This window comes from Sphingomicrobium lutaoense (assembly GCF_014195685.1).
GTDB classification, from domain to species: Bacteria; Pseudomonadota; Alphaproteobacteria; order Sphingomonadales; family Sphingomonadaceae; genus Sphingomicrobium; species Sphingomicrobium lutaoense.
The window spans coordinates 446,304-470,136 of record NZ_JACICF010000001.1 but is presented as its reverse complement, the minus strand read 5'-3'; the positions used below and the strand labels follow the sequence as shown (position 1 = coordinate 470,136).

Here is a 23,833-nt window from a genome sequence, read left to right as displayed (position 1 = left end):
CGTCGACGATCAGATAGGGCGCCTCTTTCTCGGCGCGCGCGGCTTCGAGATAGGCGCGTCCGTCCGTGTCTTGCTTGTCAAGCAGGGCTTCTCCGCTTGCAGAGAGATTTCATAGAGGTCGGGCGAGGTATCGACTGCCTCGGGTTCTGACGCAGCCGGCGCGGGGTGTGCAGCACGACTGGCAGGTTGCGGTGACACCGGCGACTGCCAAACCGGCGGCTGCGCCGGCGGTGCCCAGACGGGTTGGACCGGGTGCTGTGCATAGCGCGACTGAGGCGGATAACCGCGCATGATGGCGTCTGCATCCTGGCAGGCATCGCGATAGGGTTCGTACATCGCAGCAGCAATCTGCCGGCGATGACCGTTGTGCGGCTCGATGCCCATATCCCGAAGTCGACTATCGATAAAACGCGGGCTGATGAAAGCGTGGCCTTGCTCCTCAAGGGCTATGACCGCTTCAAGTTCCTGGACGCGGCGTATACCCCACCTGGCAGCCAGCACGCTGCGCTCGGCAGTGGTCAAAGGCGCCGGACCTCCCCGTTCACGGCAGCGCTCGTAATAGTCCGCGAAGGCGCGGTTCGCGATCGTATGCGTATCCGCGAGTTGCGGCGCGCGGCGCTGTTGCTCGCAAAACCGCCCCAGGAGTTCGTCATAGGCCTGGCGCGCGATCGCCTGGACCTCGCTTTCGGTGAGCCGCGCGTCTGCCGCGCGGATCCTCTGTTCGAGCATGTGCTGCACTTCCCCCGTGGACGCGGTCAGAAATGCCCCCCGGCAGACCGCCTCCTGTTTTCGATATATTCTTAAGGATAAACGCAGATCGAGGGGTCGAAAAGCGGAAGTTGAAATTTTTCTTCGCCACCAGAATATCCGGCCGCGCAGGTAGAGGTTGGGAGTTGTCGTCATTGGTCTGGCCCAAGGTTTGGGGCACAGTGAGGGGCACAATCTGGGGCACACTCCTCACCGGCCGGTGAAGCTTTTCCAGATGTTTCAATGACTTGTTTGGAAAATGGCTGGGGCGGCAGGATTCGAACCTGCGAATGGCGGCACCAAAAGCCGCTGCCTTACCACTTGGCGACGCCCCAGCAGCGTGGGCGGCTTATAGCCGCTGTTTCGTCAATGAAAAGGGGTCAGGCGTCCTGTCGTTGCGCGAGGCGGCGTTCGGGAATGAGGTCGGCCTCGATCGCTTCGGGACGGCCGAAGTAGAAGCCCTGCATCTGCTCCACCCCGAGCGAGGAGAGAAGCGCGGCTTCGCGTTCGCTTTCGACCCCTTCGGCGGTGGTGATGACCTCAAGTCCATCGGCGAGCGCGAGGATGGCGCGGAGGATCGCGAGGCAATCCCGCTGCCCCTCGGCCGCGCCGCGCACGAAGCTGCGATCGATCTTGATCTTCGAGAAATGGGCGCGGCTGAGATAGCCGAGGCTGGAGTAGCCCTTGCCGAAATCGTCGAGCACCAGCTTCACGCCCAGGGCGCGCAGCCGTTCGAGCGAATCGAGCGTCTCGCTTTCATCGCCGATGAAAATGGTCTCGGTGACTTCGAGTTCGAGCCGTTCGGGATCGAGGCCGGTGCGCGCGAGCGCGTCGATGACGGTCTGTTCGAGCCCTTCGCCCGACAATTGGGCGGCGCTGATGTTGACCGCCACGGCGGCGCCGTCCTGCCATCGCATCGCTTCGCTGCACGCTTCGCGGATCACCCAGGAGCCGATCTGGTGGATGAGCCCGGCATCCTCGATGATCGGGATGAAGCGTTCGGGCGAAATCGCGCCGCGGATATGATGGTCCCAGCGAAGGAGCGCTTCGCGGCAGACGGTATGCTTGGTCCGCGCATCGACGATCGGCTGGTAGGCGAGCGTCATCTTGTTGGTGGCGAGCGCTTCGCGAACGTCATTTTCGAGAAGGCGGTTATGTTCGGCAGCTTCGAGCAGGCGCGGTTCGAAGAAGGCATAGTCGCCCCGCCCGCCTTTCTTGGCATGGTAGAGCGCTAGATCGGCGGCGCGCATCAAGGCGCCTTCGAGCGTACCGTCGCGCCCGCCGATGGCGATGCCGACGGTTGCCCCGACATTGAGCGCGGCGCCGCCCACATGGACGGTGCGCGAGACTTCCTCGACAAGGCGCTGGGCGATGCCGGAAAGCGTGTCGCGGTCGGCGCTGCCGCGCCAGATCACCGCGAATTCATCGCCGCCCAGCCGGCCCACCACCCCATCTTCGCCCGTGGCGCGGTCGAGGCGGTTGGCTACCTCGCAAAGAAGGCGGTCGCCGATGGCATGGCCAAGCGTGTCGTTGACCAGCTTGAAACGGTCGAGATCGACGAGCAGAAGCGCGCCGCGTTCATCCTCGTCATAGGTGTCGAGCAGCAGTTCCTCGAGCTGTTCGCGGATGAACAGACGGTTGGCAATGCCCGTCAGCGGATCGCGGCGTGCCTCGCGCACCGCGTCGATGCCGCGCAGCCGCACCTCGGTGATGTCCGAGCCGACCCCTCGCCAACCGGTGATCTGGCCGTCCTCGTCGCGGGTCGGGCGGCCCGACAGCGACCACCAGCGGTCGTTGGCGACCGCGGGGACCGCGATGTCGCGGAAAGGTTGGCCGGTGCGCAGATGGTCGAACAGGGTGCGCATCCCGCTCGACAGTTCGGAGACGCGATTGTCGGGATCTAGCATCTTCTTAAGGGGGATGCCGATCAGGCTTTGCGCGCTGTTGCCGATCTGCTGCGCCAGTTCCTCGCTGATCATGGTGAGGCGCAGGTTGGCGTCGGCTTCCCACAGGCCGCCCGACCCCGAGGCCTCGAATTCGCGCAGCAGGCTGACGATCTCGCCTTGCTCTTCCAGTTCGATGCGCGAGCGGGCGTGGGCGATCGATTGGCGTGCGCTGGCGGTAATCGCGAAGAAGACCGCGACGCCATAGATGGCGGTGAGAACCGCCATCGGCATATTGTCGAGCTTGAAGGAAATGATGAAGGTGCCCGCGAGGCTGACCGATGCGAAGGCCAGCGCGGCGGGAGGCACTGCGAGGACAGTGAGCGAACCTGCGCTGACGAGCACCGCGGCGACCACCGCCATGAGAAGTTGCGCCGAGGCGCTGGCCTGGTCGAACCAGATAAGCGGCGGGACCAGCCAGAACAGCGACAGGCAGAAGACCGTGAGCGTGGCCGAGAGGAAGGATGCCGGCGCTTCGTCCTGATAGTCGGGGTCCTGGCGCAGTCTCCAGACGCGCGCCATGCGGACCGCGCAGAACACCCCGGCCAGGGCGAACCAGAGCAGAAGCGCGAAGGGATTGACGCTGTCGGCCAGGGCGGCGAGCACCACTCCGCCGCACAGCATCTGGACGACGATCGTATAGGGCGCGAGGCGCAGGATCTTGTCGATCTGCTGGTCGCGGATCGAGCAGAGCACCTGGTCGTCGGGACAGCAGAGCCGATAGATGTCGAGCAGCGAAATGCGCGGGGACCGCGAATCAACCGCCTGGCCGGTCGTTCTGCTCATGACGCGTCCACTGCACGATGTCGCTGCATCGGCTCCCCCACCATCGCGCCGAGGCGCCTCTCAAGGTCTCCTTGTTACAGGAAATTGACCCAAAGACCAATGAGCGGAGTAAGTCAGAAATTAACGACGCGCTGGTTGACCAGATCGTCATAGTCCTGGCGCATCTGGCGCGAGATGGCGCCCGGCGCGAAGTTCCAGGGACCGGCCTCGGAAACGAAGGTGACCTCGGCTGCGCTGCCGGTGAGGAAGAATTCCTCGAAGTCGGCCAGTTCCTCGGGCCAGATACGCTTTTCGACGACCTCGATGCCGCGCTTCTCGGCCAGTTCGATGACCGTCTGGCGAGTGATGCCGTTGAGGAAGACATCGGCGGTGGGCGTGAAGAGCTTGCCGTCGCGGACGAAGAAGGCGTTGGCGCCGGTCGCTTCGGCGACGCGGCCCTGCCAGTCGAACATCAGCGCATCGTCATAGCCGCGCTTCTCGGCATGATGCTTGGACATGGTGCAGATCATGTAGAGGCCCGCGGCCTTGGCATGGACCGGCGCGGTGTGCGGCGCGGGGCGGCGATAGGGCGCGATGTCGAGGCGGATGCCCTTTTCGGCCTTTTCCTCGTCGAAATATTTGCCCCATTCCCAGGCGGCGATCGCAAGGTGCGGCTTGGTCTGCTGCGCGCTGACGCCCATCTGTTCGGACCCGCGCCAGGCAACCGGACGGACATAGGCATCGGTGAGGTCATTGGCGGCGAGCACCGCATTGCAGGCATTGTCGATTTCCTCGACGCTCCACGGCAGATCGAAGCCGAGGATCCCGGCCGAGCGGCGCAGGCGTTCGGAATGCTGGCTGAGCTTGAAGATCACGCCATTATAGGCGCGCTGCCCTTCGAACACCGAGGAGGCATAGTGCATCGCATGGGTGAGGATGTGGACATTGGCATCGCGCCAGGGGCGAAGTTCGCCATCCATCCAGATGAACCCGTCGCGATCGTCATAGGGCTGTACCATGCATGTCCTCTTTGCATTACCGGCGTTGGCGAGCGCCTAGCGGCTAGTGCGGCAGACGGTCAACCACGCGCTGCGGCGGCGAGTTCGTCGCTGCGGCGGCGCGCGGCCTCGACCACGCGGCGGACGAGCGCGTCCACGCCCTTTTCTTCGTCGAGCACTGCGAGTCCGGCTTCGGTGGTGCCGCCCGGGCTGGCGACGCGGCGAGCGAGCGCGTCCATGCTTTCGCCCGTGCGCCGCGCCATGAGGCCCGTTCCGGCGACGGTTTCGAGCGCAAGCCGAGCGGAGAGTTCGGCATCGAGGCCCGCCGCGCAGCCTGCCTTGGCGAAAGCGTCGATGAAGCGCGCGACATAGGCAGGGCCCGAACCCGCGACGGTCGAGGTGATGACGAGTTCGTCGTCGCTCTTGCACCAGGGCGCGAAGCCGAGCGCCGAGTGGAGCGCCTCGATTTGGGTCCGCAGCTGCTCGTCCGCGTCGGGGGAGTAAAGGGCGGTGACCCCCTCGCCTTCGCTGACCGGCAGGTTGGGCATCAGCCGGACGATCGCGCGGGCATGGGGGAAGCGAGCGCGCAGCGTGGCGGCCTCGACCCCTGCGAGGAGCGAGAGGACAACCGAGTCCTTGCCGATGGCGGGGGCAAGATCGGGCGCGATCCGGTCGAGCATCTGGGGCTTGAAGCCGAGGAAGCACCAGCTGGGCGGGCCTTCGGGCAAGCCGGTGACGACTTTGAGGCCCGGGATGTCGCGGCCCGAGGGGCTGATCGCAGTGAGACCGACAAGGTCGATCCCGGCCTTCTGCCAGCCGCGCACCATCGCGCCGCCCATATTGCCGCAGCCGACGAACCAGCTGCCATGGGGCATCACAGCCTTTTCCATCAGGCTTCGCCGTGGGTGTCGATGAGCGCCGCGGCGATCGCTTCGCTGGGCGATTTTCCGCCCCACAGCACGAACTGGAACACGGGATAGAAGCGTTCGCATTCCTCGAGCGCGGCCTCGGAGATGGTTTCGGCTTCGTCGAGGGTCATCTGGCCCGACAGGTCGATGAGCGCGGCGTGGCGGAAAGCGATGATGCCTGCGCCCGACCAGAGTTCGAAATGGCCGAGCCACAATTGTTCGTTGATGAGGCCGATCGCTTCATAGACCGAGGCGCGCTTTTCGGGCGGTACCTTGATGTCGGGAAAGGCGAGGAATTGCAGCACCCGATCGTCGGGGCGCCACACCGCGCGCAATTCATATTGCGACCAGCTTCCGGTGGCCGAGGCGAGCACCTCTCCCTCGGCGACCCGTTCGGCCACCCAGCCGCGGGCCTCGAAATAATTTTCGAAAATCTCGATCGGCGCGTCTTCCTCGCGTCCGGGTTCGTCCTGCCTGTCGGTCAAAGGACCTCCTGCCTGCCGCTTATGATTTTTTCTTCGCCGCGGGCTTCTTTGCCGCGGACTTTGCCTTGGGCGTGTCCGCCTGCATCGCGTCGAGGCGCGCCTTCAGGGCGACATTTTCCTCGCGCGCGACGATCGCCATGGCCTTCACGGCCTCGAATTCGTCGCGGCTGACGAAATCCATTCCGCCGACCCACTCGCGGACCTTGTCCTTCATCGTCTGTTCGGCTTCGCGGCCCATACCGGCGAAAGTGCCAGCGGCGCCGTTCACCATCCGGACCACATCGTCGAAGAAGCGGTTTTGGGACTGCATCTTTATTCCTTTCCTACCCGAAGAGCGGACTGCCCGCGCCCGGGTTCATTCGTTCGATCGCGCCGTTGAGCACGGCCGCGAAGATCAGCCACGCAAGATAAGGCAGCATCAGCGCGCCCGCTAGGGGGCGGATACGCCAAAAACGGCCTGCCGTCATGCTGGCGAATACGAGAATGGCGTAAAGCAGCCATTTGGCGGTGCTGATCGCATGGGCGCCGAAGAAGACACAGGACCAGGAAAAGTTTAGCGCGAGCTGGACGAGGAAGAGCGTGACCGCGACCTTGCGCTCCTTTCCGGGCGGGTGAGCGAGCACGACCGCCAGCGCCAGTCCCATCATCGCGTAGAGCAAGGGCCAGACGATACCGAACAGATAGGAAGGCGGCTGGAACGAGGGCTTTTCGAGCGCGCGATACCAGTCGTCGGGGCTGAAGGCGACGCCCGAGAGGCTGCCGCCGATAACGATCAGCGGCACGAGCCAGAGAGTGCGTCGCGCGATGGCGCGGTTTGACGGTGTCATGCCGGTTCCTTTCTCGCGGCGAGGAGAAATTCGACATTGCCTTCGGGGCCGGTAATCGGGCTTTTTTCCACGCCGATCACGGTCCAGCCCTTGGAGGCGACCCACTCGGCGGCTTGGTCGCAGACACGGCGGTGGACCGCCGCATCGCGCACCACCCCGCCCTTGCCGACCTCTTCCCGGCCTGCCTCGAACTGGGGTTTGACGAGCGCGACGAGATGCGCGCCGGGAGCCGCCAGGTCGAGCGCGGTGTCGAGCACCTTGTGGAGCGCGATGAAGCTGGCGTCGCACACCACGATCTCGGGCGGTTCGGTGACGATGTCGGCGGTGAGGTGGCGGGCATTGGTCCTTTCATGGACGATCACCCGTTCGTCCGAGCGCAATTTCCACGCCAGCTGGTTGGTGCCGACATCGATCGCGAAAACCTTTTCGGCGCCACGCGAGAGCAGGACATCGGTGAAGCCGCCGGTCGATGAGCCGACGTCGAGCGCAGTGAGACCTTCGACCGAGATATGGAAATGTTCGAGGCCATGATCGAGCTTCAGGCCGCCGCGGCTGACCCAGGGATGGTCCTTTCCGCGCACTTCGAGCGGGGCGTCCTCGGCCAGCTGGTCGCCCGCCTTGGCGATGCGCTTTTCACCCGAGAAGACATTGCCCGAGAGGATGAGCGCCTGCGCGCGCGAGCGGCTGTCGGCGAGGCCGCGCGCGACGAGCATCTGGTCGGCCCTAGTTTTTGCCACGGCGCTCGATCACGGCCTCGGTTGCGCCTTCGCGAAGCTGTTCGCTGGCCTCTTCCTCGGTGTCGTCGGGGGCTTCGGGAGCGACCAGCCGTTCCTCGGCATTGTCGGTGAGGCAGAGATGGAAAAGCACCGGAAAATGATCCGACCCGATCTTTTCCATGCGCTTCATCTCGATGAGCGAGAAATGGGGGCTGGCGAAGAGATGGTCGAGCGGCCAGCGCATCAGCGGCCATTTGGCGTTGAAGGTCGAAAGCAGGCGGCGGCCGACGCGCGGATCGTTCATCCCGCTGGCTTCTAGGAAGAGGCGCGAGGTCGGCGACCAGGCGACGTCGTTGAGATCGCCCAGCACCAGCGCGGCGCCGCCGTCGTCGCGCACTTCGCGACCGACAAGGATGAGTTCGGCATCGCGTTCGCCCGCATTGTCGCCGGGCTGCGGCGGTTCGGGATGGAGGCCGTGCAGCGTCACTTTCTGGCCGTTGCGCAGCGTGAGCTGTCCCTTGATCGAGGGAATGTCGGGTTGCACCCGCGCGAGCAGTTCGCCCGTGAAGGGCAAGCGCGAATAGAGATGCATGCCGTAGAGATTGTCGAGCGGGCGACCCAGCCGGTAGGGATATTTGTCATGGATGGGATGCATCGCGGCCTCCCACATCCTGTCGGATTCGGTGAGCAGCACGACATCGGCATCGGCACGTCCGATCATGTCGAGCGTGTCCTGGTAGCGGTCGTTGGGGGTCAATACGTTGACGCCGAGCAGCGAGAGCCTCTGTTCGGCGGGGCAGCCGTCGACGCTGGCGATTTCGCGGGGCCAGAAGGGCAGGTAGCGGATCGTGTGCACCAACTGCCAGACAGTCGCGATACCCAGCATGGAAAGGATCCAGACCGAGCGCCCCCGGCCCGGATGCGGTTCGCTGACATAATAGAGAAGAAAGACGATGATCCCGATGCCCGCGAGCTGGAGGCGCGGGAAATCGAGCATGCGCACCCACCAGAGATCGGTCTGCCGGAGCGGCAGGAAAGCCCCGACGATGAGAATGAGCGCGAGGACGAGAAGCAGGCCGCGCAAGCCGCGACGCCAGCCCGTCGTTCCCCATTCGCTGCTTGTCGTTGTCATTGCGTAACTACGCGCGTGCGCCTTCTTCGATCCCCACATCGTTGCGCCGCAGGGCCTTCAGCACCGTCTCGACGATGTCGGGGGCGGTGAGGCCCGCTTCCTGATACTGTTTTTCGGGCGTGTCCTGGTCCTGGAAAGCGTCGGGGAGCCGCATGCTGCGGATCTTCACGCCGCTGTCGGTGAGGCCCATGTCCGAAGCGAGCGTCAGGACGTGCGAGCCGAAGCCGCCGACCGCCGCTTCCTCGATCGTCACCGCGACTTCATGGCTGGTGAGCAGTTTGCGCACCAGCGCCTCGTCGATGGGCTTGGCGAAGCGCACGTCGGCGATCGTGACGCTGAGGCCCCGTGCTTCGAGAAGCTCGGCGGCCTTGCGGCATTCCTCGAGCCGGGCACCGAGGTTCATCAGCGCGACCGTCTTGCCTTCCTTGACGATGCGGCCCTTGCCGATTTCGAGCCGCTCGGGGGTTTCGGGCAAGGCGACGCCGGTGCCCGCGCCGCGCGGATAGCGGACCGCGGTGGGACCATCGTCGTGAAGCGCCATCGTGTGCACCATGTGAACGAGTTCGGCTTCGTCCGAGGGGGCCATCACGATCATGTTGGGCAGCGTGCACAGATAAGCGAGGTCGAAGGCGCCCGCATGGGTGCAGCCGTCGGCGCCGACGAGCCCTGCGCGGTCCATCGCGAAACGCACGGGCAGATTCTGGATCGCCACGTCATGCACGACCTGGTCGTAGGCGCGCTGGAGGAAAGTCGAATAGATGGTGCAGAAGGGGCGATGCCCCTCGGCCGCCATGCCCGCCGCGAAGGTCACCGCATGCTGTTCGGCGATGCCGACATCGAAGGTGCGGTCAGGGAAGGCCTCGCCGAACTTGTCGAGCCCGGTGCCCGAGGGCATCGCGGCGGTGATCGCGCAGATCTTATCGTCGCGCTGGGCCTCGGCGATCAGCGCCTTGGCGAAGACGCCCGTATAGCTGGGCGGGCCGCCCGCGCTTTTCTTCTGTTCGCCCGAGACCACGTCGAACTTGGCGACGCCATGATATTTGTCGGCGGCATTTTCGGCGGGGATATAGCCCTTGCCCTTCTGGGTGACCGCGTGGATGAGGATCGGGCCTTCATCGGCATCGCGGACATTTTCGAGGATCTCGACCAGGGTCTCGACGTCATGGCCGTCGACGGGGCCGACATAATAGAAGCCCAGTTCTTCGAACAGCGTGCCGCCGGTCGCCATGCCGCGGGCATATTCCTCGGCCTTGCGGGCCGCGGCCTCGACCTTCTTGGGCATCTTGCCAAAGACGCGGCGGGCAAAGCCGCGCGTCTTGAGATAGGTTTCGGAGGAAACCAGCCGCGCCAGATAATGCGACAGCCCGCCCACCGGGGGCGCGATCGACATATCATTGTCATTGAGGATGACGATCAGCCGGTTGCCCGCCTGCTGGGCATTGTTCATCGCCTCATAGGCCATCCCCGCGCTCATTGCGCCGTCGCCGATCACCGCGATCGCGCGGCCGGGTTCGCCTGCCAGCTTGCGCGAGACGGCAAAGCCGAGAGCCGAGGAAATCGATGTGGACGAATGGGCCGCGCCGAACGGGTCATATTCGCTTTCGGCGCGCTTGGTGAAGCCCGAGAGCCCCCCGCCCTGCCGGATCGTGCGGATACGGTCGCGGCGGCCGGTGATGATCTTGTGCGGATAGCATTGGTGGCCGACGTCCCAGATCAGCCGGTCGTGCGGCGTGTCGAAGACATAATGGATCGCCACGGTGAGTTCGACCACGCCAAGCCCCGCGCCGAGGTGGCCGCCCGTCACCGACACGGCGGAAATCATTTCCTCGCGCAGTTCGTCGGAAAGCTGGCGCAGCTGGCTCCTCTCCAGCTTGCGGAGATCGGCAGGATACTCGACCGTATCCAGTAACGGTGTGTCGGGGCGTTCTGTCATGGCCATTCCCTACCCCTGTGGGCCAGGAGAGTCGATAAGGGAGGAGGGCCCAATACACCGTTTGCCCGCATGCAGCCGCGTAGATTTTCCTTTCCGGGCGCGAATAAGGCACTGAATGGTAGGCGGGATTGACCTATCTTGTGCGCCTGCTAACCAGCAAGAATGGTGCTCGGCCGAAACAATGTGCATGTCAGCGGGTCTGGCGACCGCATGATGTTCTTTTCCCATGGCTTCGGATGTGACCAGACGATGTGGTCTGAAGTGTCCCGGGTTTTCGAGGACCGGTTTCAATGTGTCCTCTTCGACCATGTGGGGGCCGGCGATTCCGACCTGTCGGCCTATGATTCCGCCAAATATGCGTCGCTGGACGGCTATGCTTCGGATGTCGTCGAGATTGGCGAAGCGCTGGGTGCCGAAAATGCCGTTTTCGTGGGTCATTCGGTCAGCGCGATGATCGGTGCGCTCGCAAGTATCGCGAGACCCGAGATGTTTACCGACCTGGTCATGGTCGGCCCCTCTCCCCGTTACCTGGACGATGAGGGCTATCATGGGGGGTTCAGCAGGCCCCAGCTGGACGAATTGCTGCAATTCCTCGACGAAAATCATTTCGGCTGGTCGCAGCAGATGGCGCCGGCAATCATGGGCAATCCCGATCGACCCGAACTGGGCCAGCGCCTTTCCGAGAGCTTCTGCAAGACTGACCCGGCGATCGCCCGCGAATTCGCACGCACGACTTTCTATTCGGACAATCGGGACGATCTGTCCGAGATCCGCGCCCGAACGCTGGTGCTGCAATGCCGCGAGGATATCATCGCCGACGAGAAGGTCGGGGAATATGTGGCCGCGGCCATTCCCGAGAGCCATTACAAGCTGCTCGACGCAACCGGCCACTGTCCCAATCTGAGTGCGCCGGACCAGGTGATCACGGCGATCAGGGAATTTGTCTGACCGTCCGGCAGCGGAGGGCACCACGCGCCCGAACGGCGGGGAAGATTTCGCCGATCTCTATGACCATGCGCCCTGTGGCTATGTATCGCTGGACCCTGAACGGCATATCGTCAATATCAACAGGACGCTGGCCGATTGGCTGGGGCGCGACGTGGATGATTTGCTCGGCCGTCCGGTCAGCGACATTCTTAGCTTCGGGGGCAAGATCGCTTTCGAGACGCATATCGCGCCGCGCCTACTTCTGGAAAGTCATGTCGACGATATCGCGCTCGACCTCGTGGCGGCAGGTGGCGAAAAACTGCCGGTCATCGCCAATGCGGCGACCAAGCGCGATCCGCAGGGCGCGGTCCGGTTCGTCCGCCTGACGCTGCTGGCCGCCGCGGAACGGCGAAATTTCGAACGCGGCCTGATTGCCGCGCGCGCCCGGGCCGAAGCGGAGAGCGAAGCGCAACGCAGCGCAGCCGAGACGCGCGAGCAATTCATTGCCGTCCTCGGACATGATCTGCGCAATCCGATTGCCGCGATCGAGGCCGGTATCCGCGCACTGCGCCGCGCGGACGAGGCGAAGCGCGAGCAGATCCTCGATGCCATGGCGGTCAGCAGCAAGCGCGCCCACGATATTATCGAGAATGTCATGGACCTGGCGCGCGGCCGTCTTGGCCAGGGAATGCAGCTGTCGATCGAAAGGAATTGCGACATTGGCCCCGTGGTCGACCATGTGACCGCCGAGATGCAGCAGATTTTTCCCGACTGCATTTTCGAGAAAGACCATGATGACCTGGGTCCGGTCGATTGCGATCCGCAGCGGATCGGCCAACTCCTTTCCAACCTTCTCAGTAACGCGGTCCATCATGGGGATTGCAGCCAGCCCATCCGCGTGTCGGCACGGACAGACCGGGAGCGCTTCCGCCTGTCGGTCGTCAATGCGGGCGACATGATTCCGCCCGAGCATCGCGCGCTCCTTTTCGAGCCCTTCCGCCGCGCAAAGGCGGAAGGTCATGGGCCGGGGCTCGGCCTCGGGCTGTTCATCTGCCAGATGATCGCATCCGCACATGGCGGTAAAATGGCGCTCGAATCGGACCCCGTCCGCACGATTTTCACGTTGGACATGCCGAGGGGCTTCGGCGACTAGCGCTCGCATTCCCCGCAGCGGCCGCGCACTTCGATCACCGGGCGCGCCGCCTTGAAGCCCGCCTTGCTGGCGACGTCGCGCACTTCGGCAGTGAGGCGGTCATCGTCGATATGGGTCGCTTTTCCGCACTGGTCGCAGATGAGGAAGATGCAGTCGTGGAGGCAGCCCGGATGTTCGTTCGCGACATAGGCATTGGCGCTTTCCACCCGCCGGGCGAGATTGGCCCCCACGAACAGGTCGAGGATGCGATAGACGCTGTTGGCGGCGACTCTCTTGCCCCGGCGGCGCGAGACTTCTTCGGCGATGTCATAGGCCGAGGCGGGACTGTCGAAGGTGGCCAGCGCCTCGAACACGGTCGCGCGCATTTCGGTCCATTGTTCCCCGCGGTCGATCAACTGCGTGCGCGCGGCGTCCTTCAGTGCCGCGGTATCGTTGATCGGATGATGATGCGTTCCCATGGCGCCAAGATAGGCACGGCGGCACCGTGCGGCAAGCATGCTTGGCTAGGGCCCGAGAGCCTAGTCGCGGGCGATTTCGTTGAGGCGGTGGCCGAGCGCGAGAACGCCGACGCCGAGCATGGTGAACCAGACGCTGTCGGTGCCGTCATGCGGCATCGCGGCAGCCCCCGACATGATACCGAGACCGAAGCCGCCGACTGCCGAGGGCATCATGAAGCCATGTTCGAACATGCCCCGCCCGAGCGTGTAGGCGCCGATCACCATCGCGATCCACAAACCCACCTCGTGGATGATCGGGGAGCCGAGGAGGCCGCCCGCGCTGGCGAGCGTGGCGATGAGGACGGTGGTCACGACGCAATGCACGAGGCAGAAGCCCGACAGGCCGATGCCGAAGCGGTCGAGCCGCCGAGTCGTGAGTGCGCGTGAAAGCATGATGGCGGCGATATAATATATCCTGTGCAAGGTTACAACATTACATTATCGATGATTTCGCGCGCTCCGTCTCTTTTCATTCGGGGCGATCGAGGCCATAGCGCGAAGCCATGACCGTCCGTGCCAAGACCCGTCCGATCGCGATTGCCAACTGGCTATATGGCGTCGCCGCGCTCGTTTTCCTGATGGTAGTGGTCGGAGGCATCACCCGGCTTACCGAAAGCGGGCTTTCGATCACGCGCTGGGACCTGGTGACGGGCACCCTGCCCCCCTTGAGCCAGGCCGATTGGGAAGCGCAGTTCGCGCTGTATCGGCAGACGCCCGAATATATCGAGATCAACGGCCCGGCGGGGATGGACCTCGAGGCCTTCAAATTCATCTATTTCTGGGAATGGCTGCACCGCTTTCTCGGGCGGCTGGTGGGACTGGCCTTTGCCCTTCCGCTGGCCTGGTTCTGGGTCAAGAATGCGATCCCGCGCGGCTATAAATGGCGTCTGCTCGCTCTACTCGCGCTTGGCGCGAGCCAGGGGGCGCTTGGCTGGTACATGGTGCAGTCGGGGCTCGTCGATCGCACCGATGTCTCGCATTTCCGGCTGTCGGCGCATCTTCTCACCGCGCTGTTCATCCTTGCCGGGCTGATCTGGACCGCGCTCGATCTCCGGATGCTCAAGCGGCGGGGGTCCGATCGACCCGCGCATCTGGACGGCCTGTCGATCCGCGTGAGCCTGATCCTCTTCGTCCAGCTTCTTCTCGGGGCGTGGGTGGCAGGGCTCAATGCCGGATATGTCACCACCGAATGGCCGCTGATGAACGGGCGCTTCTTTCCCGACGGGGTCGATTGGAGCCGGGGCGTGGTCCATGCGCTGACGCATGACCCCTTCCTGCTTCACTGGCTGCATCGCTGGTGGGCCTTTGTCGCCCTGGCCGCGCTCATCGTGATGGCGCGGGCGGTGAAGGTGAAGGACCGGCGCGCCTCGATCGCGATCCATTCGGCGCTGGGACTGCAGATCCTTTTGGGCATCGCCACGGTGATGAGCGCGATGAACATCGCGCTGGCGGCAGCGCACCAGGCGGTTGGCGCCTTGCTGGTCGGAAGCCTTGCCTGGGGCGCACATCTCCTGGGGCGGCGGCGATGAGCGTGGTCTCTGCCTATTTCATCTGCGGCAGCCGCGAGGAGGCCGAGCGGATTTCGACGGCGCTGGTCGAGGAGCGCCTGGCCGCCTGCTGCAACATCCTCGGCGAATGCCATTCCATCTATCGCTGGGACGGCGCGGTCGAGCGAGCCGCCGAAGTTCCGGTCATCGCCAAGACCCGAAGCGACATGGCCGATGCGCTGATCGCGCGAGTGAGCGAGATGCACAGCTATGACAATCCCGCGATCGTCGTCTGGCCGATCGACCGGCTGCCGCTCGATTATGCCCGCTGGGTCGAAAACAATAGCGGAAACGGGCCGTTTTCCGACACGGCCTGATCGGGGCCGGTATTATTTTACCCGTAGGCAACCCCGCAGAATTGCTTGACTTATCGGGTGTGCAGCGCCAATAGCGCGCCCGACGGCGCACCTTTCGAAGGGGCGCTCCATTCATTTGTGATCGATTAGGAGATCAGGCCATGAAGGCGCTGATGAAGACCACCAAGCCGGCGAAACCGGCGGAAGTGGAAAAGAAATGGCATCTCATCGATGCGGAAAACCTGGTGGTCGGGCGCGTTGCCGCGATCATTGCCAACCTCATCCGTGGCAAGCACAAGCCCTCCTTTACGCCCCATGTCGATTGCGGTGACCATGTCGTCGTCATCAATGCCGACAAGGTGCGCTTCACCGCCAACAAGGTGCAGAAGAAGGTCTATTACAAGCACACCGGTCACCCCGGCGGCTTGAAGGAAACCACCCCCGAGCGGATCCTCGAAGGCAAGCACCCCGAGCGCGTGCTTGAGAAGGCCGTGAAGAACATGGTGCCGCGCGGTCCGCTGGGCCGTGCCGTCATGAAGAATCTTCACCTCTACAATGGCACCGAGCATCCGCATGGCGGCCAGGACCCGCAGGTCCTCGACGTCGCTGGCATGAACCGCAAGAACAAGGTGGGCGCATAATGGCCGATAAAAAGTCCCTCGCCGATCTGGGCGACCTGACCAAGAAGTCCGACATGGGCGAAACGGTCGAAGATACCAAGACCGCACCCGAAGGCGGCGCCGACACCGGCACCACCGCCGAAGCCAGCGAAGTCGAAACCGACACCCCCGTGGTCGAGGAAGCGCCGCTTCGCGAACAGGAGCTCGACCAGTATGGCCGCGCTTATGCCACCGGCCGCCGCAAGGACGCCGTGGCACGTGTCTGGCTGAAGCCGGGTTCGGGCAAGATCATGATCAACGGCCGCGACCAGTCGGTCTATTTCGCGCGTCCGACGCAGCGTCTCGTCATCAACCAGCCGTTCGGGATCACCGATCGCACCGGTCAGTATGACGTCATCGCCACCGTCAAGGGCGGCGGGCTTTCGGGCCAGGCCGGCGCGGTGCTGCACGGCATCGCCCAGGCGCTGACCCGCTACGAGCCGGCGCTTCGCACCACCGTCAAGCGCGCGGGCTTCCTGACCCGCGACAGCCGCGTGGTCGAGCGTAAGAAGTATGGCCGTGCGAAGGCACGTCGCAGCTTCCAGTTCTCGAAGCGTTAAGTTCGCGAGACTTGCAAAAGAGAAGGGGCGGTTCCGCGAGGAGCCGCCCTTTTTCTTGTCCGCCGCGCATGAAGGCCGGGGCGACAAAGGCCTTGCAAAGGCCGCATTTGCCCTTCAATCGAGCGGCGCATGACAAATGAAAAAGAGATTGAAGGCCTCCTCGACGAAATCGAGGCCATTTACGACCGCAACGTTTCCCGGCTCCGCGACGCCCTGACGGCTTTTGCCAAGGATGGCACCCGCCCCGAGCCCGATGCCAGTTTCAGCTATCCCGAACTGCGCATCCTTTTTTCGCCCGAGGGCCCCGCGCCAACGCCTGCGCGCGCCTTCGCGCGGCTCACCCAGCCCGGCGTCTATGCCAGTTCGATCGCGCGGCCGCGGCTGTTCCGCGATTATCTCAAGACCCAGCTCGAGCATCTGACTCACGATTATGACATCGAACTGACCGTCGGACAGTCGGCGAGCCAGATCCCCTACCCTTATGTGCTCGACGGCGATCTCGAACTCGAAGGCACCACCACCGCCGAACTGTCGCGCTGGTTCCCCTCGACCGAGCTGGTGCATATCGGCGATGAAGTTGCCGACGGGGTGTGGGACCTCAACCTCAATCCCGACCGGCCGCTGGCGCTGTTCGACGGTCCGCGCACCGATTTCAGCCTGGCGCGGCTCAAGCATTATTCGGGCACCGCGCCCGAGCATTTCCAGCATTATGTGCTGTTCACCAACTATGTCCGCTATGTCGACGAGTTCGTGCGCTTCGCGATCGACGAACTGCGCCGCGATGACAGCCGCTTCACCCATTTCTCGGTGCCCGGCGGGATGTACGAGCGCGGCCAGCTGGCCGATGCCGAGGCGCAAATTGCCGCCGGCACCTGGCGCCGGCACCAGATGCCTGCCTATCACCTGATGGCCGAAAATGGCACGGGCATCACGCTGGTGAACATCGGCGTGGGTCCGTCCAACGCCAAGACGATCTGCGACCATATCGCGGTATTACGGCCGGAGGCCTGGCTGATGATCGGCCATTGCGGGGGGCTTCGCCCGTCGCAGACCATCGGCGACTATGTGCTCGCCCACGCCTATCTGCGCGACGACCATGTGCTCGACGATGTGCTGCCCAAGGAAATCCCGATCCCCGCGATCGCCGAGGTGCAGACCGCCATGTATCGCGCTGCCTTGAAAGTGACGGGCGAAAGCGACGAGAATTTGAAGAAAAGGCTGCGCACGGGGACGGTGGTGACCACCGACGACCGCAACTGGGAGTTGCGCTACACGCTGTCGGCGCTGCGCTTCAACCAGAGCCGCGCGGTCGGGATCGACATGGAATCGGCCACTGTGGCAGCGCAGGGATATCGTTTTCGCGTTCCCTACGGCACCTTGCTGTGCGTGTCGGACAAACCGCTACACGGCGAACTCAAGTTGCCGGGGCAGGCGAACAGCTTCTACGAGCGGGCCATCAGCCAGCATCTGCGGATCGGGATCGAGACGCTCGACATCCTGCGGCATGAAGGCGACGGGCTGCACAGCCGCAAACTGCGCAGCTTCGACGAACCGCCGCTGCGCTAGTCGACGAGCGAAATCTGGCGCGGATCGTACATGTCGATCCGCATGACTATTCTCCCAATTTGCGAATGCGGCCAACCGGCGGCGGGTCGCGGCCTTCGGCGAGCCAGAAGATCACCGCGTCGAGATCGAGCCCCGCGCCGGTGCGGTTCCGCCCTTCCTTGAGTACGCTGTAGCCGTCGCCGCCATTGGCGATGAAATTGTTGGCGGTCACGCGATAGTCGGCGGCGGGATCGATCGCCTGACCGTCGAGCGTCATCGAGACGATGCGGTCGCCCTGCGGACGCGACAGGTCGTATGCGAAGCTGAAGTTGGACGAGGGAATGAGATGATATTCCTGGTCCTCGCCGCGGGCGCTGACGAACTGCTGTTCGAGCAGCTGCTTCAACTGGGCTCCGCTGAGCGTCACGGTCATTAGCGTGTTGCCGAAAGGCTGGACCTCGAAGATCTGGCCGTAGGTGATCGCGCCGTCGGGTCCGGGAACGAGGCTGGTGCGCACGCCGCCGCCATTGATGAAGGCCAGTTGCGCGCCGCCATGTTCGGGTGCGCGAGTGGCGGCGAGTTGGGCGTCGGCGATGAGATTGGCGGCGGGGCTTTCGAAATCGTTGGGATGATCGGGCGCGGGGCCGCTCAAGGTACCGACGATGCGGTTCGCCATCGGTTCGGCGGCGCGGACCGTGCGCTCGACCAGCGCCGCGACGCGCGGATCGGGGGCGAAGCGGGGCAAGGCGTTGCTCGGCACGACCTCTTTCCCGTCGCGATCGGTGAAGGGTTCGCCCTGCACCACCAGATTGTCGGCGGCGAGCCGGACGAGCCGTTCGCCCTCGAAAGTCATGCGGATGTCGGTGAGCATCGCGCCGTAGCGGCCCGCGCTGGTGAGCAGCCGTTCGCCCGAGCCGTCGGGCATCGGCAGACTGCAGTCATAGGCATTATGGGTATGGCCCGAGACGATCAGCGAAATTGCAGGATCGAGCCGTTCGTGGATCGCGAGCACCGGGCCCGACAGGCCCGTGCAGGCCGGATCGTCCCAGCGGCCGTCGTTATAGGCGCCTTCGTGGATAAGGAGGACGATGCTGTCGGCACCCTGCGCCTTCAAGTCGGCGACCAGTGCATTGGCGCTGTCGGCTTCGTCGGCGAAATTGAGACCTGCGACGAGATTGGGTGCGACGAGGAGCGGCGTGTCGTCGAGAGGCAGGCCGATGATGCCAAGTTGCACGGAACCGAAGTCATGGAGGGTCGAGGTGGGAACGAGCGCCGAGCCGTCGGCGCGGGTCACATTGGCGCCGAAATAAGTGAAGTCGGCCCCGTCATGCGGCTGCAGGCGGCAGGGTTCGAGATTGGTATATTTCTCGCATCCGCCATTGATGATGCGCAGAAGTTCGTCCGGCCCCTTGTCGAATTCATGATTGCCGAGCGCCGAATATTGGAGCCCCATGAGATCGAGTGCCTCGATCGTGGGTTCGTCGAGAAAGAGGGCCGAGGCAATCGGGGTCGCGCCGATGAGGTCGCCGGCCGCCACCGTGATGCTCGTTTCGGTGCGAAGGCCGTTGATGGCGCCCGCGAGATAGGCGGCTCCGCCTGCGGGAACGCGGGTCGTGCTGCCGTCGGGAAGGGTCACGGGCACCGCCTGCATCGGCGCATCGAGGCGGCCGTGGAAATCGTTGATCGCGAGCAATTGCACCTCGGTCTCGGCGAGCGGGAGCGGCGGGCTTTCAACCGGCGGCGTCGCCGAACAGGCAGCGAGGAGAAGGGCAAGCGAAAGGGGGGCGAGGCGGCGCATGGAAACTCCTTGGCGATGACGGCTTCCCACGCTTAAGGTCTTCGCCATGACGGATAAAGACCTCATCGAAGCCGCGCGGCAGGCGGCGCTCAAGGCTTATGCGCCTTATTCGGGATTTTCGGTCGGCTGCGCGATCGAGAGCGTGGATGGCGAAATGGTGACCGGGGCGAACATGGAAAATGCCTGTTACCGGCTGGGCATCTGCGCCGAGCAATCGGCGCTGACCGCGGCGCAGCACGCCTTCGGGCTCGACAAGGTCAGGCGGATCGCAGTGGCGGGCGGCGATGGATCGGGCGATGCCTTGCGCGGCGATGCGCCGGTGACGCCGTGCGGGGGATGCCGCCAGGCGATCCTCGAGGCCGCGCACCTGTCGGGCGAGGATGTCGAGATCCTCGCCGCCAATGGCGATGGCAGCAAGGTCGAGCGGCTGCACATCCACAATCTCATCCCGCACGGCTTCGGGCCGGCGAATTTGAAGGACAGCGAAGCCTAAGTGAAGATGGCGATGCTTTGCCGTCCGGCGGCGAGGCAGCGGCCACTTTCGTCCCACAGCTGCATTTCCTGCGGGCTGTAGCCTTCCCCTGCCCCTTCGGCGCGCGAGCGCATCAGGTGCCAGCCGTCCATGCTCTCGGGATGGTGGAGGATGTCGATCTGCCAGGTCATGCTGCTGATCGGTGCGAACTGGCGGAAGCGGGTCATCGCGGCGGGCGGAGGCACGTCGGCCATGGCGAGAAGCGCGCTGGTCGGATTGGCACCCGGTGCATCGCGAAAGCGGGTCCAGAGCCGCAAGGGTGCCTCGTCCCCCATGAAGGGGCGGCCGCCATCCGCATTGAGCATGATGAAATTGCCCGTGAAGCCGGGCGCACGTGCCGCGGCATCGCCGAACAGTCCCTGGCACTGATCGGGCGGCGGCGCGTCGGGTATGGCGAGATCGGAAAAGGTCACCATGCTCTCGCGCGCGGCGCCGAAGACGAGCGATGCGCGCAGCACCTGTCCCTTTTCGCCATGGGCATCGACCGCCACCAGCGTGGCCGAGCGACCCTGTCGGAGAAGGGTCGCGGTGAAGGACAGCCGCCCTTCGGCGGGCCCGACGAACAGCATTTGCGCGCTGCGGAGAGGCGGCAGTCCGTCGAGCGAGCGGATCGCGCATTCATGCGCGAGCGCGGCGGTCATGCCGCCGTAAAGCGTTCGGCCCTGCGCCCAGTCGGCGGGCGCGTGAATGGAGAAGCCGTTCTTGTCCCGTTCAAGCGCCTTCAGCGCGGCGCCGAACGTCATTCCTCGGACTCGGCAGGGAAAATTGCGTGGATGGCGGCCCGATAGGCGCGTGGGATATCCACGGCATGCGTGGCGTCCGGAATATCGATGGCATGGACGCGCCACGGAGCATCCTTTGCCCCCTCCCAGCGTGCCATCCAACGCCGCGCATATTGGCGGAACGGCGGATAGTCGCCCGTCGCGCTGGTCATGACGAGGTGGAGATCGTCGCGGCTGGTCGCGGGCGGCGCGCCCAGATAATCTTCGCCATCGGGATGGGTCGACGGGTTGCTTGCGATCCGCGCCCAGAAAAAATCGGGCGCGCTGAACGCATCGTAGAGAACATAGCCCGCTCCCCGCGAATTGCCGATCAGGATGCGGCGTTCGCTATCGGCGCGATATTCCCTCTCGATCAGCGGCACCAATTCGTCCTGCAGAAAACGCTGAAATCGTTGCGCTTGCCCTCCCTCCGGATTGTCATCGGTAGCGCTAGTGGTGAAATCGAGACCGCGCGAATTGCCTTCGCCGAACGTGCCGAAAGCGATGCCGACGACGATCGCCTCTGGCACCTTGTCCTCATAAGTCATCAGGAGGTGCGCGGGCGCAAGCATCGGAAAGGTCGCATCGCCATCGAGCAGATAGACTGCGGGATATCGGATTGCCGCAGCGGGGTCATACCCCTCGGGCAGCCGCACGTAAGCATGATAGCGCCGTCCCGTCGCGGCGCTGTGCATGAAATGATATCCGCCTTGGAGAGATGCCAAATGATTGGGCGGAGCCGCATCGGGAGGCGGATGAGTGGCTGCCAGTGTCAACGAGGCGAGCAGCGCGAACATCAGGCCAGCTTGATCTCGCGGAGCCGCTCCAGGAGATAATCATGGCTGCTGATCGGCGGCCATTTGGGTTCCTCGCCTTCGGGGACGCAATTGTCGAGCGCCTCGATCATGAAGTCGGGGCGGAAGTGGAGGAAGAAGGGCATCGAATAGCGCGCCTTGGAAGCGCGGTCGGGAGCCGGGTTGATCACGCGGTGGCTGGTCGAGCGCAGTTTACCATTGGTCAGGCGCTGCAGCATGTCGCCGATGTTGATCACCAGTTCGCCCGGCTTGGGGCTGACGTCGAGCCATTCGCCCTGCCGGGTGAGAAGCTGGAGGCCCGCTTCCTCGGCACCGAGCAGGAGCGTGATGGTGTTGATATCCTCATGCGCGCCGGCGCGGATATGCTCGCCCGTGGGCTCGTTCTGCGGCGGATAGTGCAGGAGGCGCATCACCGAATTGCCGTCGCGCACGCTATCGAGGAACCAGTCCCTGTCGATGTCGAGATATTCGGCGATCGCGGTGAGGATCTTGGCACCCGCCCGGTCGAAGGCGTCATAGAGTTCGAGGAAGGTTTCCTTGAAGCCCTCGACTTCTTCCGGCCAGATGTTGTCGGCCATCACCTCGCGGTAGGGATGGCCTTCGGGCAGTTCGCGCCCGACATGGTAGAATTCCTTGAGGTCATGCGCCTTGGCGCCCTTGGCCGTCTCGATCCCGAAAGGCGTATGACCGCGCGCGCCGCCGCCGCCCTCGACATGATATTTGCGCTTTACCTCATCGGGGAGCGCGAAATATTCCTTCGCCTTGGCCTCGGCCCGGTCGATGAGATCCTGCGGAATGCCATGATCGCGGATGATCGCGAAGCCATAGGTGACGAAGCTGTCGCCCAATTCCTTGTGGAAGGCGGGGTTGTCGGCGTCCTCGAGGCTGACGGACGCGACGCTGTCGGAAGTGATCGTATCGGTCATGGGAGCGCATTACTCCTTGCGCGCTATGGGTGCAATCGGGGCGGAAAAAGGCCGGTCAGAAGCTCAGAAGCAGACCGGCGAGCGCGGCGCTCATGAGGTTAGCGAGCGAACCCGCCGCGAGCGCGCGCATGCCCAGCCGGGCGATGGTCGGGCGCTGGTTGGGAGCCAGCCCGCCGGTCACCGCCATCTGGATCGCGATCGAGGAGAAGTTGGCGAAACCGCACAAGGCGAAGGTCACGATCGCGGTGGTGCGGGGCGAGAGCGTGTCCATCGCCCCCAGGTCGATGAAGGCGACGAACTCGTTGAGCACGACCTTGGTGCCGAAAAGACCGCCCGCGATATTGGCTTCACTCCAAGGCACACCGATCAGATACATGATCGGCTGGAAGACATAGCCGACGATCCGCTGGAAAGTGAGATTTTCCAGCCCGAACAATCCACCGATGCCGCCAAGGATGCCGTTGGCGAGCGCGACGAGCGCCACGAAGGCGAGCACCATCGCGCCGACCGCGACCGCCAGCTTCACGCCGGTCTGTGCGCCCTGTGCGGCGGCCATGATGATATTGGCGGGCTTTTCCTCGTCGCCATGCGGATCGAGCTGTTCGACATCGTCGTCGAGTGCCGCGGGGATCGCGCCCTTGGGAGCGCGGCCTTGCTCGGCGAGCACCGCGTCATCATCGGCGGCGGGCAGCGGATCGGGCATGATGATCTTGGCCATCAGGATGCCGCCGGGGGCGGACATGAAGGCCGCCGCGAGGAGGAATTCGATCTTGATCCCCATCGCCGCATAGGCCGCGAGGATGGTGCCCGCGACGCCCGCCATGCCCACCGACATGATGGTGAAGATATGGTTGGGCGGCATCTTGGCGAGATAGGGTTTGACCACCAGCGGGCTTTCCGACTGGCCGACGAAGATGTTGGCCGCCGAGGCGAGGCTTTCGACCTTGGTGATGCCGGTGATCTTTTGCAGGGCGCCGCCGATCCATTTGATGATCAGCTGCATGATGCCGAGATAATAGAGGATCGAGATGAGCGAAGCGAAGAAGATGATCACCGGAAGCGCGGCGATCACGAAGGTGTTCGCCAACGGATTATTCTCGTTGGGGCCGAACAGGAATTGCGTGCCAGCCGCCGAATAGCCGAGCAGCGCGGACACCCCGCCCGCCATCCATTCGAGCACGTTCGCGCCCCAGGCGGTGCCGAGCACCAGCGCCGCGATCCCGGCCTGCAGCGCGAAGGCCGCGCCGGTCACGCGAAGGCGGATCGACTTGCGGTCGGTTGAAAGAAGGAGCGCCAGCCCCAGGATCAGGGCAATCCCTGCCAGGCTCATCAGAATTTGCATTGCGCTCCCCTCCCCAGTGTC

At 64.2% G+C, this 23,833-nt stretch carries 25 protein-coding genes and 1 tRNA gene; 8 read left to right on the top strand and 18 right to left on the bottom strand.

The window, feature by feature from the left end; genetic code table 11:
• Window positions 1-9 precede the first annotated feature (9 nt).
• From FHS50_RS02320 to dxs, 11 genes are all read right to left on the bottom strand, one after another.
• Entirely contained in the window at window positions 10-903 is an 894-nt protein-coding gene (locus FHS50_RS02320; RefSeq protein ID WP_183932779.1) for a hypothetical protein, read from the bottom strand.
• Window positions 904-1,007: 104 nt separating this feature from the next.
• Window positions 1,008-1,082, bottom strand: a tRNA-Gln gene (locus FHS50_RS02315).
• Between the two features lie 45 nt (window positions 1,083-1,127).
• Complete coding sequence (locus tag FHS50_RS02310) at window positions 1,128-3,476, bottom strand: putative bifunctional diguanylate cyclase/phosphodiesterase (protein ID WP_183932778.1); 2,349 nt, start codon at window positions 3,474-3,476, stop codon at window positions 1,128-1,130.
• Window positions 3,477-3,589: 113 nt separating this feature from the next.
• Complete coding sequence (locus FHS50_RS02305; RefSeq protein ID WP_183932777.1) at window positions 3,590-4,474, bottom strand: branched-chain amino acid aminotransferase; 885 nt, start codon at window positions 4,472-4,474, stop codon at window positions 3,590-3,592.
• 59 nt (window positions 4,475-4,533) lie between these two features.
• Window positions 4,534-5,343 carry a pyrroline-5-carboxylate reductase family protein gene (locus tag FHS50_RS02300; protein ID WP_246332921.1) on the bottom strand — a complete coding sequence of 270 codons (810 nt, stop codon included), beginning with the start codon at window positions 5,341-5,343 and terminating at the stop codon, window positions 4,534-4,536.
• The gene (locus tag FHS50_RS02295; RefSeq protein WP_183932776.1) at window positions 5,343-5,846 is read right to left on the bottom strand and encodes a type III secretion system chaperone family protein; all 504 of its coding nucleotides are present in this window, start codon (window positions 5,844-5,846) and stop codon (window positions 5,343-5,345) included. Before FHS50_RS02295 ends, FHS50_RS02300 begins: the two co-directional genes overlap by 1 nt.
• 19 nt (window positions 5,847-5,865) lie before the next feature.
• Window positions 5,866-6,156 carry an accessory factor UbiK family protein gene (locus FHS50_RS02290; protein ID WP_183932775.1) on the bottom strand — a complete coding sequence of 97 codons (291 nt, stop codon included), beginning with the start codon at window positions 6,154-6,156 and terminating at the stop codon, window positions 5,866-5,868.
• Window positions 6,157-6,169: 13 nt separating this feature from the next.
• Window positions 6,170-6,673, bottom strand: coding sequence for a TspO/MBR family protein (locus tag FHS50_RS02285; RefSeq protein WP_183932774.1), 504 nt, complete (start codon window positions 6,671-6,673; stop codon window positions 6,170-6,172).
• Entirely contained in the window at window positions 6,670-7,410 is a 741-nt protein-coding gene (locus tag FHS50_RS02280) for a TlyA family RNA methyltransferase (RefSeq protein WP_183932773.1), read from the bottom strand. Before FHS50_RS02280 ends, FHS50_RS02285 begins: the two co-directional genes overlap by 4 nt.
• Window positions 7,397-8,521: an endonuclease/exonuclease/phosphatase family protein gene (locus FHS50_RS02275; protein ID WP_183932772.1), complete on the bottom strand. Its 1,125-nt coding sequence runs from the start codon at window positions 8,519-8,521 to the stop codon at window positions 7,397-7,399. Before FHS50_RS02275 ends, FHS50_RS02280 begins: the two co-directional genes overlap by 14 nt.
• A 7-nt stretch (window positions 8,522-8,528) precedes the next feature.
• Window positions 8,529-10,454, bottom strand: a complete 1,926-nt coding sequence (dxs, locus tag FHS50_RS02270) for a 1-deoxy-D-xylulose-5-phosphate synthase (protein WP_183932771.1) — start codon at window positions 10,452-10,454, stop codon at window positions 8,529-8,531.
• Window positions 10,455-10,616: 162 nt separating this feature from the next.
• Between dxs and FHS50_RS02265 the strand changes: the two genes are divergently transcribed.
• Window positions 10,617-11,402 (top strand): alpha/beta fold hydrolase, encoded by a 786-nt coding sequence (locus FHS50_RS02265; protein WP_183932770.1) that lies wholly within the window; start codon window positions 10,617-10,619, stop codon window positions 11,400-11,402.
• A complete protein-coding gene (locus FHS50_RS02260; RefSeq protein WP_183932769.1) occupies window positions 11,395-12,534 on the top strand; it encodes a sensor histidine kinase in 1,140 nt (379 codons plus the stop codon). The genes FHS50_RS02265 and FHS50_RS02260 overlap by 8 nt, the downstream gene beginning before the upstream one ends.
• On the opposite strand, the gene FHS50_RS02255 is transcribed toward FHS50_RS02260, so the two are convergent.
• Both FHS50_RS02255 and FHS50_RS02250 read right to left on the bottom strand, forming a co-directional pair.
• The gene (locus tag FHS50_RS02255; protein WP_183932768.1) at window positions 12,531-12,992 is read right to left on the bottom strand and encodes a Fur family transcriptional regulator; all 462 of its coding nucleotides are present in this window, start codon (window positions 12,990-12,992) and stop codon (window positions 12,531-12,533) included. The two genes, FHS50_RS02260 and FHS50_RS02255, sit on opposite strands and share 4 nt — an antisense overlap.
• Before the next feature lie 60 nt (window positions 12,993-13,052).
• Window positions 13,053-13,424 carry a MerC domain-containing protein gene (locus FHS50_RS02250; RefSeq protein WP_183932767.1) on the bottom strand — a complete coding sequence of 124 codons (372 nt, stop codon included), beginning with the start codon at window positions 13,422-13,424 and terminating at the stop codon, window positions 13,053-13,055.
• 110 nt (window positions 13,425-13,534) lie between these two features.
• On the opposite strand from FHS50_RS02250, the gene FHS50_RS02245 reads away from it, so the two are divergent.
• From FHS50_RS02245 to FHS50_RS02225, 5 genes are all read left to right on the top strand, one after another.
• A complete protein-coding gene (locus FHS50_RS02245; RefSeq protein ID WP_183932766.1) occupies window positions 13,535-14,560 on the top strand; it encodes a COX15/CtaA family protein in 1,026 nt (341 codons plus the stop codon).
• A complete protein-coding gene (gene cutA, locus FHS50_RS02240) occupies window positions 14,557-14,895 on the top strand; it encodes a divalent-cation tolerance protein CutA (RefSeq protein WP_183932765.1) in 339 nt (112 codons plus the stop codon). Before FHS50_RS02245 ends, cutA begins: the two co-directional genes overlap by 4 nt.
• Before the next feature lie 140 nt (window positions 14,896-15,035).
• Window positions 15,036-15,515 (top strand): 50S ribosomal protein L13, encoded by a 480-nt coding sequence (rplM, locus tag FHS50_RS02235; RefSeq protein WP_183932764.1) that lies wholly within the window; start codon window positions 15,036-15,038, stop codon window positions 15,513-15,515.
• The gene (rpsI, locus tag FHS50_RS02230; RefSeq protein WP_246332920.1) at window positions 15,515-16,093 is read left to right on the top strand and encodes a 30S ribosomal protein S9; all 579 of its coding nucleotides are present in this window, start codon (window positions 15,515-15,517) and stop codon (window positions 16,091-16,093) included. Before rplM ends, rpsI begins: the two co-directional genes overlap by 1 nt.
• A gap of 129 nt (window positions 16,094-16,222) precedes the next feature.
• On the top strand, window positions 16,223-17,659 hold the full coding sequence (locus tag FHS50_RS02225) for an AMP nucleosidase (protein WP_183932763.1): 1,437 nt from the start codon (window positions 16,223-16,225) through the stop codon (window positions 17,657-17,659).
• Between the two features lie 46 nt (window positions 17,660-17,705).
• Here the strand turns inward: FHS50_RS02225 and FHS50_RS02220 are convergent, their stop codons facing one another.
• Entirely contained in the window at window positions 17,706-19,436 is a 1,731-nt protein-coding gene (locus FHS50_RS02220) for a bifunctional metallophosphatase/5'-nucleotidase (RefSeq protein ID WP_183932762.1), read from the bottom strand.
• A 46-nt stretch (window positions 19,437-19,482) separates the two neighbouring features.
• Here FHS50_RS02220 and FHS50_RS02215 point away from each other — a divergent pair, with 46 nt between their 5' ends.
• Entirely contained in the window at window positions 19,483-19,929 is a 447-nt protein-coding gene (locus FHS50_RS02215) for a cytidine deaminase (RefSeq protein WP_183932761.1), read from the top strand.
• On the opposite strand, the gene FHS50_RS02210 is transcribed toward FHS50_RS02215, so the two are convergent.
• The 4 genes from FHS50_RS02210 to FHS50_RS02195 all read right to left on the bottom strand — a co-directional run bounded on the left by FHS50_RS02210 (window position 19,926) and on the right by FHS50_RS02195 (window position 23,812).
• Window positions 19,926-20,711: an acyl-CoA thioesterase gene (locus FHS50_RS02210; RefSeq protein WP_183932760.1), complete on the bottom strand. Its 786-nt coding sequence runs from the start codon at window positions 20,709-20,711 to the stop codon at window positions 19,926-19,928. The genes FHS50_RS02215 and FHS50_RS02210 overlap by 4 nt on opposite strands.
• Window positions 20,708-21,424, bottom strand: coding sequence for an alpha/beta hydrolase (locus FHS50_RS02205; RefSeq protein ID WP_183932759.1), 717 nt, complete (start codon window positions 21,422-21,424; stop codon window positions 20,708-20,710). The genes FHS50_RS02210 and FHS50_RS02205 overlap by 4 nt, the downstream gene beginning before the upstream one ends.
• Before the next feature lie 101 nt (window positions 21,425-21,525).
• The gene (locus tag FHS50_RS02200; protein ID WP_183932758.1) at window positions 21,526-22,470 is read right to left on the bottom strand and encodes an isopenicillin N synthase family dioxygenase; all 945 of its coding nucleotides are present in this window, start codon (window positions 22,468-22,470) and stop codon (window positions 21,526-21,528) included.
• 55 nt (window positions 22,471-22,525) lie between these two features.
• Entirely contained in the window at window positions 22,526-23,812 is a 1,287-nt protein-coding gene (locus tag FHS50_RS02195; RefSeq protein WP_183932757.1) for a NupC/NupG family nucleoside CNT transporter, read from the bottom strand.
• Between the last annotated feature and the right edge of the window lie 21 nt (window positions 23,813-23,833).